The sequence below is a fragment of the Dolomitihabitans soli genome (assembly GCF_022213955.1).
Lineage (GTDB): Bacteria > Actinomycetota > Actinomycetes > Streptosporangiales > Streptosporangiaceae > Streptosporangium_A > Streptosporangium_A soli.
The window spans coordinates 219,682-234,385 of record NZ_JAKNTW010000003.1 but is presented as its reverse complement, the minus strand read 5'-3'; the positions used below and the strand labels follow the sequence as shown (position 1 = coordinate 234,385).

At 69.5% G+C, this 14,704-nt stretch carries 18 protein-coding genes and 2 pseudogenes; 12 read left to right on the top strand and 8 right to left on the bottom strand.

The features are described from left to right. Nucleotides 1–206: 206 nt before the first annotated feature. From MBA17_RS09195 to MBA17_RS09185, 5 genes and pseudogenes are all read left to right on the top strand, one after another. Nucleotides 207–851 (top strand): dihydrofolate reductase family protein, encoded by a 645-nt coding sequence (locus MBA17_RS09195; RefSeq protein WP_238495875.1) that lies wholly within the window; start codon nt 207–209, stop codon nt 849–851. A gap of 194 nt (nt 852–1,045) precedes the next feature. Continuing rightward, nucleotides 1,046–1,212 (top strand): annotated as a pseudogene (locus MBA17_RS50320) (DUF4158 domain-containing protein); the annotation flags it as partial. Between the two features lie 579 nt (nt 1,213–1,791). After that, on the top strand, nt 1,792–1,914 hold the full coding sequence (locus tag MBA17_RS49280; RefSeq protein WP_274385141.1) for a hypothetical protein: 123 nt from the start codon (nt 1,792–1,794) through the stop codon (nt 1,912–1,914). Nucleotides 1,915–1,998: 84 nt separating this feature from the next. Next, complete coding sequence (locus MBA17_RS09190) at nt 1,999–2,367, top strand: hypothetical protein (RefSeq protein ID WP_238495874.1); 369 nt, start codon at nt 1,999–2,001, stop codon at nt 2,365–2,367. A 200-nt stretch (nt 2,368–2,567) separates the two neighbouring features. Then, on the top strand, nt 2,568–3,014 hold the full coding sequence (locus tag MBA17_RS09185; RefSeq protein WP_238495873.1) for a Tim44 domain-containing protein: 447 nt from the start codon (nt 2,568–2,570) through the stop codon (nt 3,012–3,014). Nucleotides 3,015–3,040: 26 nt separating this feature from the next. On the opposite strand, the pseudogene MBA17_RS09180 reads toward MBA17_RS09185, so the two are convergent. The 5 genes and pseudogenes from MBA17_RS09180 to MBA17_RS09160 form a co-directional block, all read right to left on the bottom strand. Beyond that, nucleotides 3,041–3,187, bottom strand: a pseudogene (locus MBA17_RS09180) (adenosine deaminase); the annotation flags it as partial. 82 nt (nt 3,188–3,269) lie between these two features. After that, nucleotides 3,270–3,446, bottom strand: coding sequence for a hypothetical protein (locus MBA17_RS09175; RefSeq protein ID WP_238495872.1), 177 nt, complete (start codon nt 3,444–3,446; stop codon nt 3,270–3,272). 23 nt (nt 3,447–3,469) lie between these two features. Next, nucleotides 3,470–3,631: a hypothetical protein gene (locus MBA17_RS09170; protein ID WP_238495871.1), complete on the bottom strand. Its 162-nt coding sequence runs from the start codon at nt 3,629–3,631 to the stop codon at nt 3,470–3,472. Between the two features lie 42 nt (nt 3,632–3,673). Further along, complete coding sequence (locus tag MBA17_RS09165) at nt 3,674–4,432, bottom strand: class I SAM-dependent methyltransferase (RefSeq protein ID WP_238495870.1); 759 nt, start codon at nt 4,430–4,432, stop codon at nt 3,674–3,676. 391 nt (nt 4,433–4,823) lie between these two features. Then, entirely contained in the window at nt 4,824–5,678 is an 855-nt protein-coding gene (locus MBA17_RS09160) for a MarR family winged helix-turn-helix transcriptional regulator (protein WP_238495869.1), read from the bottom strand. Between the two features lie 239 nt (nt 5,679–5,917). Here MBA17_RS09160 and MBA17_RS09155 point away from each other — a divergent pair, with 239 nt between their 5' ends. The 4 genes from MBA17_RS09155 (at nt 5,918) to MBA17_RS09140 (ending at nt 9,165) form a co-directional block, all read left to right on the top strand. Beyond that, entirely contained in the window at nt 5,918–7,009 is a 1,092-nt protein-coding gene (locus tag MBA17_RS09155; protein WP_238495868.1) for an epoxide hydrolase family protein, read from the top strand. Between the two features lie 191 nt (nt 7,010–7,200). Continuing rightward, complete coding sequence (locus tag MBA17_RS09150; protein WP_238495867.1) at nt 7,201–7,956, top strand: Clp protease N-terminal domain-containing protein; 756 nt, start codon at nt 7,201–7,203, stop codon at nt 7,954–7,956. Beyond that, nucleotides 7,953–8,153 carry a hypothetical protein gene (locus tag MBA17_RS09145; protein ID WP_238495866.1) on the top strand — a complete coding sequence of 67 codons (201 nt, stop codon included), beginning with the start codon at nt 7,953–7,955 and terminating at the stop codon, nt 8,151–8,153. The genes MBA17_RS09150 and MBA17_RS09145 overlap by 4 nt, the downstream gene beginning before the upstream one ends. Before the next feature lie 34 nt (nt 8,154–8,187). Then, nucleotides 8,188–9,165 carry an asparaginase gene (locus MBA17_RS09140; RefSeq protein ID WP_238495865.1) on the top strand — a complete coding sequence of 326 codons (978 nt, stop codon included), beginning with the start codon at nt 8,188–8,190 and terminating at the stop codon, nt 9,163–9,165. 323 nt (nt 9,166–9,488) lie between these two features. Here the strand turns inward: MBA17_RS09140 and MBA17_RS09135 are convergent, their stop codons facing one another. The 3 genes from MBA17_RS09135 to MBA17_RS09125 form a co-directional block, all read right to left on the bottom strand. Next, nucleotides 9,489–9,929: a DinB family protein gene (locus MBA17_RS09135; protein ID WP_238495864.1), complete on the bottom strand. Its 441-nt coding sequence runs from the start codon at nt 9,927–9,929 to the stop codon at nt 9,489–9,491. Nucleotides 9,930–10,022: 93 nt separating this feature from the next. After that, nucleotides 10,023–10,613 (bottom strand): helix-turn-helix domain-containing protein, encoded by a 591-nt coding sequence (locus MBA17_RS09130; protein ID WP_238495863.1) that lies wholly within the window; start codon nt 10,611–10,613, stop codon nt 10,023–10,025. A gap of 117 nt (nt 10,614–10,730) precedes the next feature. After that, nucleotides 10,731–11,180, bottom strand: coding sequence for a DUF6069 family protein (locus MBA17_RS09125; RefSeq protein WP_238495862.1), 450 nt, complete (start codon nt 11,178–11,180; stop codon nt 10,731–10,733). A 187-nt stretch (nt 11,181–11,367) separates the two neighbouring features. Here MBA17_RS09125 and MBA17_RS09120 point away from each other — a divergent pair, with 187 nt between their 5' ends. From MBA17_RS09120 to MBA17_RS09110, 3 genes are all read left to right on the top strand, one after another. After that, nucleotides 11,368–12,549 (top strand): sensor histidine kinase, encoded by a 1,182-nt coding sequence (locus tag MBA17_RS09120; protein WP_238495861.1) that lies wholly within the window; start codon nt 11,368–11,370, stop codon nt 12,547–12,549. Beyond that, the gene (locus MBA17_RS09115; RefSeq protein WP_238495860.1) at nt 12,537–13,199 is read left to right on the top strand and encodes a response regulator; all 663 of its coding nucleotides are present in this window, start codon (nt 12,537–12,539) and stop codon (nt 13,197–13,199) included. Before MBA17_RS09120 ends, MBA17_RS09115 begins: the two co-directional genes overlap by 13 nt. A 204-nt stretch (nt 13,200–13,403) precedes the next feature. Next, entirely contained in the window at nt 13,404–14,681 is a 1,278-nt protein-coding gene (locus tag MBA17_RS09110; RefSeq protein WP_238495859.1) for an MFS transporter, read from the top strand. Nucleotides 14,682–14,704: the final 23 nt, after the last annotated feature.

Genomic DNA, 14,704 nt, shown 5'->3' with positions numbered 1-14,704 from the left:
GCAGCGCGACGAGCGAGGTACGGGCTGAACCCGAGGAGCACTCAAGCGGCTACTACCTGGTGGAATGCGAGCCGGGAGGCGCCGGTGGCGCATCCTTGCGGTACCGGGCCGCAAGAATCTCCCCGCTGTTCCGACTACCTCCCCGAAGGGGCGCCTGGCCTGAGCGTTCCGTTAGAAGTCGCTTGTCAGCTCCCAAAGGAGGATGCATGTCGCAGCTGTTGAGGGTGCAGTGTTTCAACGTGTCGCGGGACGGGTTCGGTGCCGGTGAGGGGCAGAGCTTGGACCGGCCCTTCGGCCACGCAGACCCCACCCCCCTGTGGTCCTGGGCGGGCGCGACCGCCAGTTGGGTGACCCGCACCGAACCCGGCGGCACTCGCGGCCTGGACGACTACTTGACCCGCGACCACACCCGCAACATAGGAGCGGAGATCATGGGGCGTAACAAATTCGGCCCCCAGCGTGGCCCTTGGGAGAACCACGAGTGGCAGGGATGGTGGGGAGACACCCCGCCGTTCCACACACCGGTCTTCGTGCTCACCCACCACGAACGCCCGTCCTTCACCCTGGCCGACACCACCTTCCATTTCCTCGACGCGACACCAGCCGAGGCGCTGGCACGCGCGAAGCGGGCCGCCGACGGCCGGGACGTGCGCCTCGGCGGCGGAGTCGCCACCGTCCGCGAGTTCATCGAGGCCGGCCTGGTCGACACGATGCACATCGCCGTCGCGCCCGTCGACCTCGGTCGAGGCGAACGGCTGTGGGAGAGCCACACCGATCTGCTCGACCGCTTCCACCTTGAGACAGTACCGAGTCCCAGCGGAGTCACTCATCTCCTGTTCTGGAGACGATGACCATTGACCCGCACGATCGCACATGCCGCGATGAGCGCGTACCTGCCCGTCGACCCAGCACGGGCAGGGGGTCTGAGGAACATCGGAACCGGATCGTGCGCTAAGCGTTTGTCCTGGTGATTCCTGGTTTGACCGGTCAGTGATCGTTGCCAGAACCTTCGGAGGTCTTGTCATAGACCTGGTGGAGGTTCGCGGTGCCGGTCGAGTTCTTGTCGGATGAGCAGGCTGCTGGGTTCGCTTCGTTTCCGGGGGCGCCCACACGCAGCTGGAGAAGTACTTCTTCCTCGATGACGCGGACCGAGAGGCGATCGAGAGCAAGCGCAGAGATCACAACAGGCTCGGCTTCGCCGTCCAGCTCGGTGTCGCCCTGCCAACGGCTGTTCCCAGGTTCCTCAACCCCGGCCTCGACGTCCGCCGTTATCTTGGGTTGTTGAGCATTCAGGCTGGTCAGCGGGTTGATGCTCAGTCAGGCATGTTAGGCACGTAGGTCATCCAGCGGTCGGCTCGGTGAGCAGACTGGTGGTGTGCTGCCTGGCTGCTTGCGGGCCGATCTTGTCTATGCCGGAGATTTCGTGATGCACCCGTTGGCGGCCCGAGGACATTCCCGTCGAAGAGGTCCTCGACGAGTGGCTATGCGGGGCGCAGAAGCTCCTTACGGCTTCGACGGGCACACGCAGGGCGCTCGCCTGATGCGGAGTCAACGTGTGGCGGTGCACTACTGACAAATTTCTCTGCATGAATGACAAAGTCCGAAGCCCGCGACGATCTTAAGGTCTGTGGGCGAGGCCAGAGAAAGAAGAGTCACATGTTCCGCACCACCGGCGCGTTGGTCGCCGCGGCGCTTGGCGCGTCGATCCTCATCACCCCGTCGCCCGCGTCCGCAACAAGCGATTGGGTTTGAAAGTGCTACGGCACCCAGGTCAAACGCTGCGCCACCGTCGTGTGGGACCAGACCGCCGACACCTTCCGAGCGCGGGCGAAGATCACCGACGTCGCCGGTGGCGGCAGCTACCAGGTCAAGGTCACCAACGTGAAGCTTCTGCGCACCAACCGCAGTGACTAGACGAAGCCTCGTTGGAGGCCGTATTCCACCCCCTGGCGCCAGGCGCTCCGGAGGGCTGATCTCCGTGAGAGAAAAGGAAGAACGATGAACCCGATCAAAACGGTCACCGTCGGCGTCGCTGTCGCGGTGGCGAGCGTCATTCTCGCGCAACCGGCCTTGGCGGCGAGTTTTCACCGGGATGTCGGAGACGGGATCGTCCGCTACGCCGATCCCACGAACGAGCTGTGCGTCCGGGCGGATGACACCACAGGGACAGCCTGGGTGGAGGTGACCCTGACCCGCCCGGGTGTGATCGGAAAGCCCATCGTCATCAGAGACGACAACATCCGGCACCCCGGCGCCACCTGTGCGGTGCTCCCCGGCTTCGACAACGTCACCTACCGGGCCGCTTACGAGAGCTACTGGAGCGGGCGAGGCACCGTCCTGCGCGGGACGTTCACCTTCGAGACCTGACGCTCAGGCAGGGCGGTCCCCGCACCATCGATCGCCGTTCTTCGTCGCGATCCGCCACGAGGCGATACCTCGCACATCCCCCCGCCGGCCACGCGGAAGCGCTGAAGCGCTGAAGCGCTGAAGCGCTGAAGCGCTGAAGCGCTGAAGCGCACGCTCCACGGCCAACCGAACCAACCGCAACATCTCTTGCAGGAGGACTGTTGAAGACACGCATTCTGGGCGCCGTGATGGGCATCGCAGTATTGAGCGGGCTGCTGGTGGCAAGCCCGGCGCAGGCGAGAGACGGAGTGGCCTCCGCCAGCGTGCCCCCCTACCGCGACCTCGGTGGCGGGTCCGTCCGGGCGACCGTCGACTTCACCAGCCGGACGAGGGTCGTCGTTCGGAACTTCACGGTGCGCGACATTTGTCCCGGCGACAACGCTCCGGTGAGGGCCCGGTTTGTCTGGGTGTACACCGACTCAACCGACGGGTCCAGCGCCTGGAGGTCGGACACCAACGGCTGCGGCTCCCACGGCACCAACTTCGGAAACCTCACCCGCACCGACCGCAAGCACATAAGGCTGGTCTACCTGCATCTGCAGGTCGGGACGCAGTCTTTCGCTTTCAGCGCGCACCAATACAACCAGTACGTACGCCGGGGCGCCTGACGCTCAGGCTTTCAGCGTTCGGCCTCGCCGCCGGAGGAGAAGGCGATGCCGTCGATGATCCGGACGCCGTGGCCGAGCCGGCCGGCGCCACACCACTGGATCGCCTGCCAGATCGACGGCAGGCCGAAGGCTTCGCCGGCGTGGGTGGTGAAGTGGGCGTTCTCGCGCTGCAGTGACCCCGCCTCCTGGTGGACGCGCAGGAGCCCCAGGCCAGGGGATCGGCCTGGGGCTCCGTGGTGCCGGGGTGTCGACGGGTCAGCCGATGTCGCCCCGGTAGCGCCAGATCGCTGGGTCGGCCGGGTCGGGGTCCGGCTCGTAGATCGCCCGATAGCTCTGGCCCGGCACGATCATGTACGCGCCGGGGTCGTCGGTACGGGGCTGGTTGGGCAGGGTCATGCCGTCCAGCGGGCCGCCCACCAGACGCACGGTCAAGGCCCCCAGCTCAGCCACGCCCCCTACCGCCAGACGTGCTTGTGCGAGTTACGCCCGTAGTGGCCGTTTCGCAGCATCTCGCGCGCCTCGTCGGCCGTGTTCTGGTGCATCTTGGCGGCGGGCTTGTGCCCGGTGGCCTCACGCCGTGCGGCGTTCGCGCTCTCATCGCGGATGATCTTCTGCAACTCCGCGCGGCTGTATTCGCCTTTGAGGCGCCGTTGGCATCGCTAGCGCCGTTCGAGCGTGAGCAGCGGCTCAGAAAAGACAGGCGCCGGCGCCCCGGGATCCGCGGCGACAGCCTGCTCCAGGCGGCGGAACCCGGCCTCCAGCTCGTCGGGACCGAGCTGAGCGAAGAACGAAAGGGTGCGCAGGCGCAGCTGTTCGAGCATGTCACCGCAGGTGCCGGAGGACGGCTGGGCAACCGTGCCGAAGCCGGCGACGCGCCAGCCGTCCGACGTGAACATCGCGATGACCTCGTGCAGCGGCTGAAACAGCGAGGCGTCCGCCTCGAAGCCGCGGGGGAAGTGCTCCAGCCACCACGGCCTGGGATGGTGGTCGCTGAAATTCGCGCGCAGTAGCAGCCGCCCGCCGGGCCTGAGCACCCTGGCCAACTCCCGGGCCGCCCGCGGCTTGTCCTGGACGTGGTGCCAGGACAAGAACATGAGAGCGTAGTCGGCGCTGCCGGACGGCACCGGCATGTCCTCGGCGGAGCCTGCCAGATACCGCACATCGGGATGCCGGGACTGCGCCTGCGCTATCTCGCGCATGCGAACCGATGGCTCGACGCCGGTGACCGGCCCGAACGCTCGCGCCAGCGCGGGGGTGAACCTGCCGGTCCCTGAGCCGACGTCCAGCCCCGCCAGCGGACGCCGCTCGGGCAGCACCGCTCCGAAGGCGCTGATCCATGCCTGCGACTGCTGCTCGGTGAGCGCACGGCCACGCGCGTAGTCCTGGTACTGCTCCGTGTCGTAGTCGATCCGCCTCATCACAGCTCCCGGGTGAGCCGGGCTACGGCAAACCGTCGGCCCGATATATCGACTTGATACATCGGCACGATATGTGGTGTCGCGTCATGCCCGCAAGGGACCGCGTTGACTCACCTACGCGGGCACCTTTGATGAGTCAACGCGGTCCCTTGCGCAACAGCTGTCGCAGGGTCACCGTCACGACACCGGCGCTTGACCTGCGCGAAAGGGCCCCCTACGAGTCCTCCAGGGATTCCCAGCCAGGCGGTTTCGGCGCGTGAGTCCCACGCCAAGGCCGACGCCGCCTCGGCGGAGCGGGCGACGAGCTACCGCGGTCCGCCGATTGACTTCGTGCTGACGGCAGAGGCGCCGGCCCTGTCGGTGGAAGATATGGCGGGCGTGCCGATCCGTCCTACGGCAGGAGCTTGGTGAGAAGGGTGCGAAGTTCTTGCGCGCCGTCCCGGCCGAGGATGTCGTCGACGTCGCGCTCGATGCTCTCCAGGGCTTCACGCACCGCCGGGATGCGGGCGCGGCCGAGGTCGGTGAGCTGTAGGGCGTAGCGGCGTCGGTCGTGCGGATCCTGGCCGCGGGACACGATGCCGGCCGTCACCAGTTCTTCGATGAGTGACGCGGTGGCCGGTTCGGTGAGGTGCAGGTATCGGGCCAGTTGCTCTTGCGGGCAGGGGGCGAGCCTGTCCAGGGCGGGCAGCAAGGCGAAGTGGCGGGTGCGCAGGTCATATGGTGCGAGCTGGTGATCCCCGAGGCGGCGCAGCCGGTAGTGGGCTTGGGCGATCAGGTGCTCGATGCTGTGGATGGCGGATGGCCCGTCGTCGGCGACGAGCTTGGTCAGCAGCGCGGTGAGGCGCCGCCGTTCGGGTGTGGTCAGGGCGTTGGTGAGCCGGGCGTCGCGGTCGGCGACGGCGTGGCGCATGCCGTCCAGTGCGGTACGGCCCGCCTCGGTCAGCGACAGCACGTAGGTGCGGCGGTTGGCCGGGTTGCGGGTGCGGATGACATGGCCCGCCGCCTGGAGCCGATCCAGCAACCTGACCATGATCGTACGGTTGATGCCGAGCCGGTGGGCGAGATCCTGCTGTGAGGGGGCGTCCTCGTCGGCGAGGACGTCGAGCACCACGAACTCGCGCGACTGTGACCCATCCTGCACGGCATGGGCGGTGACAGCGGCGAACACGCGGCGCAGCAGGTGGCCGGTGGTCGCATGCAACGGGCCGGACTCATCGTCGACGACGTTCCCTACCTGTTCGGGCACGAGCCTCACCTCCTGGCGTGATGCTAGCAGTCTGATAGTTGCCCCGATGATGGTTGCCTCAGAATTAGTTGGAATGTTGACGGTTGTGCTCGTGCAGATCTAGAATCCCGACATACAACCCATCGAAGGACGTAACGATCATGCGCAGATCACCCGGGCCGCGTGCAGATCCACGTCGAGGCTCACCGCGCAGCTTGTCGTCCGAACGGACGCCGAATGAATCCCCTGGAGTTAAGACCATGATCAAGCCGTTCCGCATCGACATCCCCCAGGCCGACCTCGACGACCTGGCCGACCGGCTCTCCCGCACCCGCTGGCCCAACGAAGTCGCCGACGCCGGGTGGGACTACGGTTTCCCGCTGGCGCGACTCAAGGAACTGGCCGAATACTGGCGCACCGGCTACAACTGGCGCGAGCACGAGGCCAAGCTCAACGAGCTTCCGCACTTCACCACCGAGATCGACGGCCAGAACATCCACTTCGTCCACGTCCGGTCTTCGAAACCGGACGCGCTCGCGCTGATCCTCACCCACGGCTGGCCCGGCTCGTTCCTGGAGTTCCTCGACGTGATCGAGCCGCTGTCGCGCGACTTCCACCTGGTGATTCCGTCCATCCCGGGTTACGGCTTCTCCGGGCCGACCCACGAGCGCGGCTGGGACATCATCCGGATCGCGCGGGCCTGGGCTGAGCTGATGCGCCGTCTCGGATACGAGCGCTATGGCGCGCAGGGCGGCGACTTCGGCTCGGGTATCTCAACGGCGCTCGGCGCGGTGGCACCCGAGCAGGTCGTCGGGGTGCACGTCAACTACCTGCCGACCCGGCCGGTCCCGGACGCCGGCCTTGAACTGTCCGCAACGGATGAAGCTCGGCTGGACAAGGTCAGGCAGCTGATGGCGAATCGTCCGCCGTTCCAGGCCCTGCAGGCCCTCACTCCGCAGACCATCGGCTACGCGCTGACCGACTCGCCGGTCGGCCAGCTGGTCTGGATCGCCGAGCGCTTCGCACAGTGGACCGACCCTCGCTCGCAGATCAGTGACGAGCGGATGCTCACCGACATCTCGCTGTACTGGCTGACCGCCACCGCGGCTTCCTCGGCGCGGCTGCACCACGATGCTCCGCGGCGGATCGAGCCGTGCCCGGTACCGGTTGGCGTGGCGGTGTTCGCGCACGACATCACGCAGTCGGTGCGACCGCTGGCCGAGCGGCTGTACGACATCAAGCACTGGTCGGAGTTCGAGCGCGGTGGCCACTTCGCCGCGATGGAGGTGCCGGAGCTGCTTGCCGAGGACGTCCGGACCTTCTTCCTCACCCTCATCAAGGATCACCGATGACGACGACAACCGCCGCGCCCTCGCCGTCCTCACTCGACCTTGTTGGTCGCCGCGGCAACCCGCGCCCGCAGCGCGGGGTGGGCCGGACACTTCCGGGCACCGGTGGGGTTATCAGACCTAGCGAACCTACCCCCTCTGGGGGTATAAGTATCTAGTAACCCCCTGATAACCCCAAGAGAGGGCGCGACGGCATGCCGAAGATCAACGTCTATCTGCCGGACGAGCTGGCGGAGGCGGTCAAGGACACCGGAGTCCCCGTGTCCGCGATCTGCCAACGAGCTTTGGAACAGGCGGTGCGCCGGGTCACCGCCATCCGCCAGACCGCCCTGAACGAGCTGACAGCCGAGGATCTGAGCGAACAGCTGCCGTTGTTCACTCCCCGCGCCCGCGCCGTCGTCAAGCTGGCGATCGACCGGGCGCGTGCCGACGCCGCACCGAACGTCGGAACCGGTCACCTGCTCGCGGGCATGGTGGCCGAGGGCGACAACCTGGCGCTGCACGTGCTTCGGGCTGCCGAGATCGATCCCGCCCAGATCCAGCGTGACCTCGCGCGACGGGCGGACGCCGAGGCGGGCGGGGCCGGTGGGAACTCGTCGCAGCACTTCAGCGGTCCCGCCACCGGCGCGCTCGAACTCACCGCGACCGAGGCGGTATCGCTGGGGCACAATTACGTGGGCTGCGAGCATCTGCTGCTCGGGCTGGTCACGGAGCCCGACGGTATCGCCGGGCAGGTGCTGCGGGCGCTGGGCGCCGAACCCCGGCTGACGCGCCGGGCTGTGACGGCGGCCCTGGCGGGCTACGTCCACCTGCGCGGCCAGATGTCCACCAGCGCGACAGCGGATCCCGCGCAGGCGCTGGCGGCGGCGGTGCATCAGCAACTCCAGCCGCTCATCGCGCGGATCGAACGGCTGGAGCAGCGCTCCGACTCCATCGACGAAGCCCGTTGAACACCACCATGAACACCACCGTGCGCCCGCCGAGCACCCGCGGCGGCACCGAAAGCGCGCCGGTGCCGCCGAACCGCACGCTCGCGCGGCGGCGCATGTCGGCCACCGCCGTACGTGTTCGTCGCGAAGCGGCCGGTCTTCTTGCCGTGGCGCTCTTCTGGCTGCTCCTGCTGCCGCTGCTTCTCGACGTGCGCTGATCCTCCCCCACCTGCCGATCCGAAGGAAAACACCGTGGTCTCACGCGTGCTGCTGCTCGCGACCAAGGACACCATCGCCTACGCCCACCGCGACGGCCGGCCGGTGGTCCTCTCCGGTGCCGATCTCCTGGCCCTGCTCCCCCAGGAGCAGCTCGTCGCGGACGTGACGGTCGAGGACGTCACCGCGGAGCCGAGCTGGGACATGTCCCCGGCGACCATGCTGGCCCTGGCCCGGCGGGTGCGCTCGGCGATCCTGGACGAGGGATTCGACGGGGTCGTGGTCACCCATGGAACCGACACCATCGAGGAGACCGCCTTCCTGACGGACCTGCTCGCCGGCCCGGCGGCTTCGCGGGGCGGGATCGTGTTCACCGGCGCCATGCGACGCCCGGACGAGCTGTCCCCCGACGGCCCCCGCAACCTGGCCTCCGCCATCGCCGCCGCGACCGATCCGCGGTTGCGCCAGATGGGGACCGTGGTGTGCGTCAACGACGAGCTGCACGCCTCCCGCTGGGTCACCAAGGTCGACGCCACCGGCGTCGCCGCGTTCTCCTCGGCCCCGTTTCCCGCCATCGGCAGGGTCGTGGCCGGGCGGGTGGAGACGCTGGGTACGGCACCGCCCCGCCCGCCCGAGCCCCTCGGCGAACCCGAGTCCGACGTCGCGTTGATCAAGACCTATCCCGGCATCGACGCCACCCTGCTCACGGCCGTGGTGGACGCCGGCGCCCGCGGTGTCGTGCTGGAGGGCACCGGCATGGCCAATGTGCCGGTCAGCCTCTTCACGGCGATCAGCGACCTCACCGAGTGGGGCATTCCCGTGGTCATCGCCTCCCGATGCCGCACCCGCGACGTGCCCCTGCAGGAAGTGCGGTCCGGTACCGACGGCCTCGCCGCCGGCGTCGGCGCCATCGGCGCGGGCGGCCTCGCGGCCGCCAAGGCCCGGATCGCCCTGATGGTCGCCCTCGGCGCCGGCGACGCCGAGGGCGCCCGGCAGTGGTTCAGCAAGCTCTGACCTGCCCGGCGTGAGCCGGCAGCCGGGAGTGAGCGAGCCCGATGGCCTTCTACGGCGTGCACCGGCTCTCCGCACCTGGGATGCACAGCCGGAACTGCACCGGTGTGGACGCACCCGAGAACCGGGTACGTCCACACCGGCGAGCGGGTCCGGCCGGGCGACCGCGAACGGTACCTGAAGCGGCCTGCTTCAGCATCTGGGCGTGTCACGTGCTCACGACGAAGTATCGCCGGGCTCACTCCTCCGCGCCGCGTACAGGTGGCGCACGATGCCGATCTCGGCGACGTTCTTGGTCAGCTCGACGTTGACCCAGCCCGCCACGTTCACCAGTGTTTCGTCCTGTCCCCACAACCGGCGGTCCGGTCGGCGGAGTCGAGGTCGGCATCGCTGAAGTTCAGCAGCCTCGCCCGCCAGTCGTCCTTCAGCCCGCGCAGCCATTCCGCCGCGCCCGCGGCGGTGCCCGGCCAAGTGATCTCTTCGCGCGGAGGTGCTCCGGCCTCCCCGAAGCAGTGTTCGAGCGTGGTCGTCCACCAGAAGCCGATGTGCCAGGTCAGCCAGCCGATCGAGAGAGTCGGCACCGGATCCGGCTCCGGCACCTCCCAGTCGGCGATCCAGCGGCCGAGGCCGTCCTGCCGTACGGTCCAGCAGTTCGGTGCCGGTTCCCACAGACACTCGGAATCGTCGAGGTCTTTCAGGTGGTACTCGAACAGCGCCCAGGCGATGTCGAGCTGGCGGTTCAACAGATCAACGCGGGTTGCAGTCATCCGTGGAGTGTGCCATCGCCTCCGCCGGCCCTACCACTGGATTTCGGCCCTCCTGCTGTGGACGTGGTCCGGCAAACCCGGGCCAGGGCGGGGTCACCTGCCGGTGGGCCGGGCGCGCACATGCATTCGTTCGCCCTGCGGGCCGTACAGGACGAGCAGTTCGGTGGGATGCGGGCCGGGGTTGGCGATGCCGTGCGGGACGTGGGTGTCGAATTCGGCGGCCTCGCCGGCGGTGAGGATCAGGTCGTTCTCGCCCAGGGCGAGCAGCAGCCGGCCGGACAGGATGTAGAGCCACTCGTACCCCTCGTGCGTTCGCTGCTCGAGTCGTGCACCCGTCGGCTTGCTGGGCGGAATGATCTGCTTGTAGGCGCGCAGGCCACCGAGGTGGCGGGTCAGCGGCACGAAGGTCCGCCCGTCTCGGATGAAGGGACGCGGATGGATGCGCGGGTCGCCGGTGACCGGTGCGCCGACCAGCTCGTCGAGTGGCACGTTGAAGACTCTGGACAGCGGCAGCAGGAGCTCCAGGGTCGGTTTGCGCAGTCCCGACTCCAGGCGTGACAGGGTGCTGAGCGAGATCCCGGTCGTCTCGCTCAGCTGGGACAGCGTGGTGCCCTGTTGCCGCCGCAGCGCCCGTAGCCGCGCACCCACCCCGGTCAGCACGCTTGCGACGTCGTCATCATCCATCCGCCATCTTGCCGTTCCGGCAATCAGCTTTGTCAAATCGGCGGGTACGACCTCGCGGAGCCGGCGCTTCCGCAGGCGCGCAGCGGCGTCCTGACATGGTGGGCGTCGGGGCGGTGATCAGACCGCGGCCGCGGGTGGAGGCATGCGCGTCGAACGTCCCAGGCCGGGGATGAGCACCACCGCGACGATCAGGTGCAGACCGGCCAGTGTCATCATGCCCGGAGTGCCGACGGCGCCGCCGAGCGGCCCGAGCACGGACAGTGCCGCCACGATGACCGCGATGATCGTCCAGGTCCGTCCCGGGCGTTTGAGGAACCGTTCCAGTACGGCGAGCAGCGCCCACCCCGCCAGCCCGGCGACCAGGCTCGCCGCGGCGACCGCACCGGGACCGACCACCTGAACCGCTCCGCCGGTTCGTACGGTCAGGTCGATTCCGGCCACCGGACCGGCCAGCGCCCAAAGGGCGAGAGCCGCAGCCGCCGCACCGGCCACCGCCAGCGCCCGCCGGGTGACGGCTGGGCGGACGCGCCCCGACACCGCACGGGTGGGAGTGGTTCCGCTGGACATGTGTTCCCCTCTCATCGGCGGACGGGGCAGATCTGCCGAATCCCCGTCTCGTTCACGCTCAGCAGCCTCGCCCCAGAACCGCTGCCGCCGCATCGGGCGCGTGGCCGCCGCGAGTTCGACCGTGGTGGGGCCGGGCACCGACTTTGGTAGGTGTCCGCGCTGCTCAGCCCGGAGCTACTCTTGGCCGGTGAACGGCGAGATCTACTGCGACGCGGAGGAGACACCCGGGCGCCGGAGTGGCCACCGGGCGCTCGGCGTGGCCGGCCTGATCCTCGGGATGGGCGCCCTGGTCACGTTGACGATCTGGGGCTGGTCCGACGGGGGCCAGGCGGGCGGGCTGCTGGCCCTTGACATCGCCGTCGGGGTGCTGGGATGCGCCGTGGCGCCTGCTCTGCTGCGGTGGCCGGTCATCGGCGGGCTGGCGCTCGCCGTACTGGCGGTGGTGTCCCCGGCGGCCACCCCGCCGGCGACCCTGGGCGCCCTGCGGGTCGCTCAGGTGCGGGGGTTTCCGGTCGCGGTCGCGGTGGCCGTGGCGGGGATCGCGGCGCACGCGGTGCAGGCCGGATGGCGGCCCAACGGAGGGATCGCCTTCGGCTGGTGGCTGGCCCTGATCACCGCCGGGTACGGCGCGCTGGTCGGCTGGGGGGCGCTGTCCCAGGCACGCCGCGCGCTCGTCACCTCGCTGCGCGAACGCGCCCGGCGTGCCGAGGCCGAACAGGGGCGGCGGGTGGCCGAAGCGCGGATCCTGGAACGCACGCGGATAGCCCGGGAGATGCACGACGTGCTGGCCCATCGGCTGTCCCTGCTGGCGACGTACGCGGGTGCGCTGGAGTATCGCCCCGACTCCCCGCCCGAGCAGCTCTCCCGCGCCGCCGGTGTGATCCGCGCCGGCGTGCACCAGGCGCTCGACGAACTCCGCGAAGTGATCACCCTGTTGCGCGACGAGGACGACGCCGATTCCGACGGATGGCCGCAGCCCGTACTGGCCGACCTCTCCCGGCTGGTCGACGAGTCACGCGACGCGGGAGGGCAGGTGCGGTTGCGGGACGAGGTGATCGATCCGGCCGCCCTGCCCGCCGCCGCCGGTCGTACCGTCTACCGCGTCGTACAGGAGGGACTGACCAACGCCCGGAAGCACGCCGCGGGCCAGCCGGTCCAGGTGGTGCTGGAGGGCCGTCCCGGTGCCCGGCTCGTGATCGACATCCGCAATCCGCTGCCCACGGATCGGGCCTCCTCGCCGATCACGCCCGGCTCCGGTACCGGCCTGGCCGGGCTGACCGAACGGGTGCAACTCGCCGGCGGACGGCTCGACCATGAGGTGACCGCCGCCGGGTTCCGTCTGCACGCCTGGATACCATGGCCGGCGTGAACCGTCCGCTGCGCGTGCTCCTGGTCGACGACGACGCCCTGGTTCGCGCCGGACTGTCCATGATGCTCGACGGGATCCACGGCATCGCCGTGGTGGGCGAGGCCGCCGACGGCGACGAGGTGCCCGCGGCCGCCGACGCGCACGCCCCCGACGTCGTGCTCATGGATCTTCGGATGCCACGGGTGGACGGCATCACCGCCACCCGCAGGCTGCGGGACCGGCGAAATCCGCCGGAGGTCATCGTGCTGACCACCTTCGACACCGACGAGAACATTCTGCATGCCCTGCGTGCCGGCGCCAGCGGCTTCCTGCTCAAGGACACCCCGCCGGCGCGGATCGTCGACGCGGTCCGCCAGGTCGCCGCCGGCGACCCGATTCTGTCCCCCCGCATCACCCGGCGGCTGATGGACCGCGCGGCCGTCCAGGCCGGCGCGTACCAGCAGTCCCGCGCCGCGCTGGCCATCCTCAGCCCGCGGGAGAACGAGGTGGTCGTCGCCGTGGCCCAGGGCCGGACCAATGCCGAGATCGCCGCGGAGCTCTTCATGACCGTGGCCACGGTGAAGGCCCACGTCTCCCATATCCTCGGCAAACTCGGCCTCGACAACCGGACCCAGATCGCCCTGCTCGCACACGACGCGGGCCTCGCCTGACGCACCGCTCTCGGCCGATCGTCGCGGACCCGCTCGTGGCTGGGACGGAACGCGGGATCCCAAGGCACAGACCCCCCGGTGCGTCTTCGCAGGCCAAACAGGCGCAAATACGGGAAATATCCGCATTGCCGCAAGGGCCTCATCAAATGGGTACCTAACCAATTGATGATCGCCGACTGCCAGGCCTGTGAGGAGAAGTGAGCCATGAGTGACGGGGGCCGCCTCGTGAGCTCCGCCGTCGGTGCCGAGGGCCGCGGTCACGGACGGCGGGTCGTCGCCGCCCTCGGTCTCACCCAGACCATCGGCTACGGCGTGCTCTACTACGCCTTCTCCGTCTTCCTCTCCCCCATGCGACACAACCTGGACGCGAGCGGACCGCAGGTGGCCGCCGCGCTCACACTGGCGGTGCTGACCACCGCGCTGTGCGCACCGCTGGTCGGCCGCCTGCTGGACGCCCACGGTGGCCGCGGGCTGATGACCGCCGGGTCGGTCCTGGGCACGCTGGCCGTACTCGGCTGGTCCCGGGTCACCAGCCTGCCCCAGCTGTACGCGGTGTTCCTGGCCATCGGCGTCGCCTCGGCGATGGTGCTGTACGAACCCGCCTTCGCCGTCATCGTCGGCTGGTTCGACGGGCACGATCGGGGGCGGGCGAACGCGCTGCTGGCGGTCACCATCGTCGCCGGCTTCGCCTCCTCGATCTTCCTGCCGCTGAGCGGCCTGCTCCTCCAGCAGTACGGCTGGCGCCAGGCCCTGATCATCCTGGGACTGGGGTACGGCGCGGCGGCGATCCCGCTGCACGCCCTGGCGCTGCGACGTCCCCGGCCCACCATCACGACGGCCGCCGCCTCGGCCGGGTCGGCCCGGCGCACCGACCTGGTCAAGACGGCCGTGCGGGCGCGGCCGTTCTGGATACTGGCCGCCGCCTTCACCGCGCACAGCGGCGCGGTGGCCACGATCGCCGTCCTGCTGGTGACGTATCTGGTGCACCTCGGCCATCCGCCGATCTTCGCCGCCACCGTCGCCGGACTGCTCGGCGTGCTGTCGGTCACCGGCCGCCTGGTCACCACCGGGCTGCGCCGCCGGTGGGCCGCCGCTCCCGTCGCGGCGGCGATCTTCGCCCTGCAGAGCGCCGGCGCGTTGCTGCTCCCGGTGATCGGTGAGACGGCGGCGGGCGCGGTCGGTTGTGTGCTGTTGTTCGGGATCGGCTTCGGCGTCGCCACCATCACCTTGCCGCACCTGCTGGCGGAGCGGTACGGCACCGTCGCCTACGCCACCCTGTCCGGCCGCATCGCGATGTTCTCGGTCGCCGACAAGGCGCTGGCCCCTCTCGGTGCGATCGCCCTGGCCCAGGTCGTGGGATACGGCTGGGTGATGGCCGCAGTCGCGCTGGCGTGCATGACGGCGGCGCTCGCGCTGGTGGTCTACCACCGCCGGTCGTTCGGACGGCCGGCGACGCGGCCGGCGGTTCAGGAGGCGTCGTGACGCGTCGCGGGGTCGAGGGCTCC

Excerpts from the sequence above, each read along its gene's own strand:
- MBA17_RS09125 (WP_238495862.1), bottom strand. The coding sequence starts at position 11,180 with ATGTCCAGCGGAACCACTCCCACCCGTGCGGTGTCGGGGCGCGTCCGC.
- MBA17_RS09115 (WP_238495860.1), top strand. The coding sequence starts at position 12,537 with ATGGCCGGCGTGAACCGTCCGCTGCGCGTGCTCCTGGTCGACGACGAC.
- MBA17_RS09135 (WP_238495864.1), bottom strand. The coding sequence starts at position 9,929 with ATGACTGCAACCCGCGTTGATCTGTTGAACCGCCAGCTCGACATCGCC.
- MBA17_RS09155 (WP_238495868.1), top strand. The coding sequence starts at position 5,918 with ATGATCAAGCCGTTCCGCATCGACATCCCCCAGGCCGACCTCGACGAC.
- MBA17_RS09190 (WP_238495874.1), top strand. The coding sequence starts at position 1,999 with ATGAACCCGATCAAAACGGTCACCGTCGGCGTCGCTGTCGCGGTGGCG.
- MBA17_RS09150 (WP_238495867.1), top strand. The coding sequence starts at position 7,201 with ATGCCGAAGATCAACGTCTATCTGCCGGACGAGCTGGCGGAGGCGGTC.
- MBA17_RS09195 (WP_238495875.1), top strand. The coding sequence starts at position 207 with ATGTCGCAGCTGTTGAGGGTGCAGTGTTTCAACGTGTCGCGGGACGGG.
- MBA17_RS09130 (WP_238495863.1), bottom strand. The coding sequence starts at position 10,613 with ATGGATGATGACGACGTCGCAAGCGTGCTGACCGGGGTGGGTGCGCGG.
- MBA17_RS09110 (WP_238495859.1), top strand. The coding sequence starts at position 13,404 with ATGAGTGACGGGGGCCGCCTCGTGAGCTCCGCCGTCGGTGCCGAGGGC.
- MBA17_RS09165 (WP_238495870.1), bottom strand. The coding sequence starts at position 4,432 with ATGAGGCGGATCGACTACGACACGGAGCAGTACCAGGACTACGCGCGT.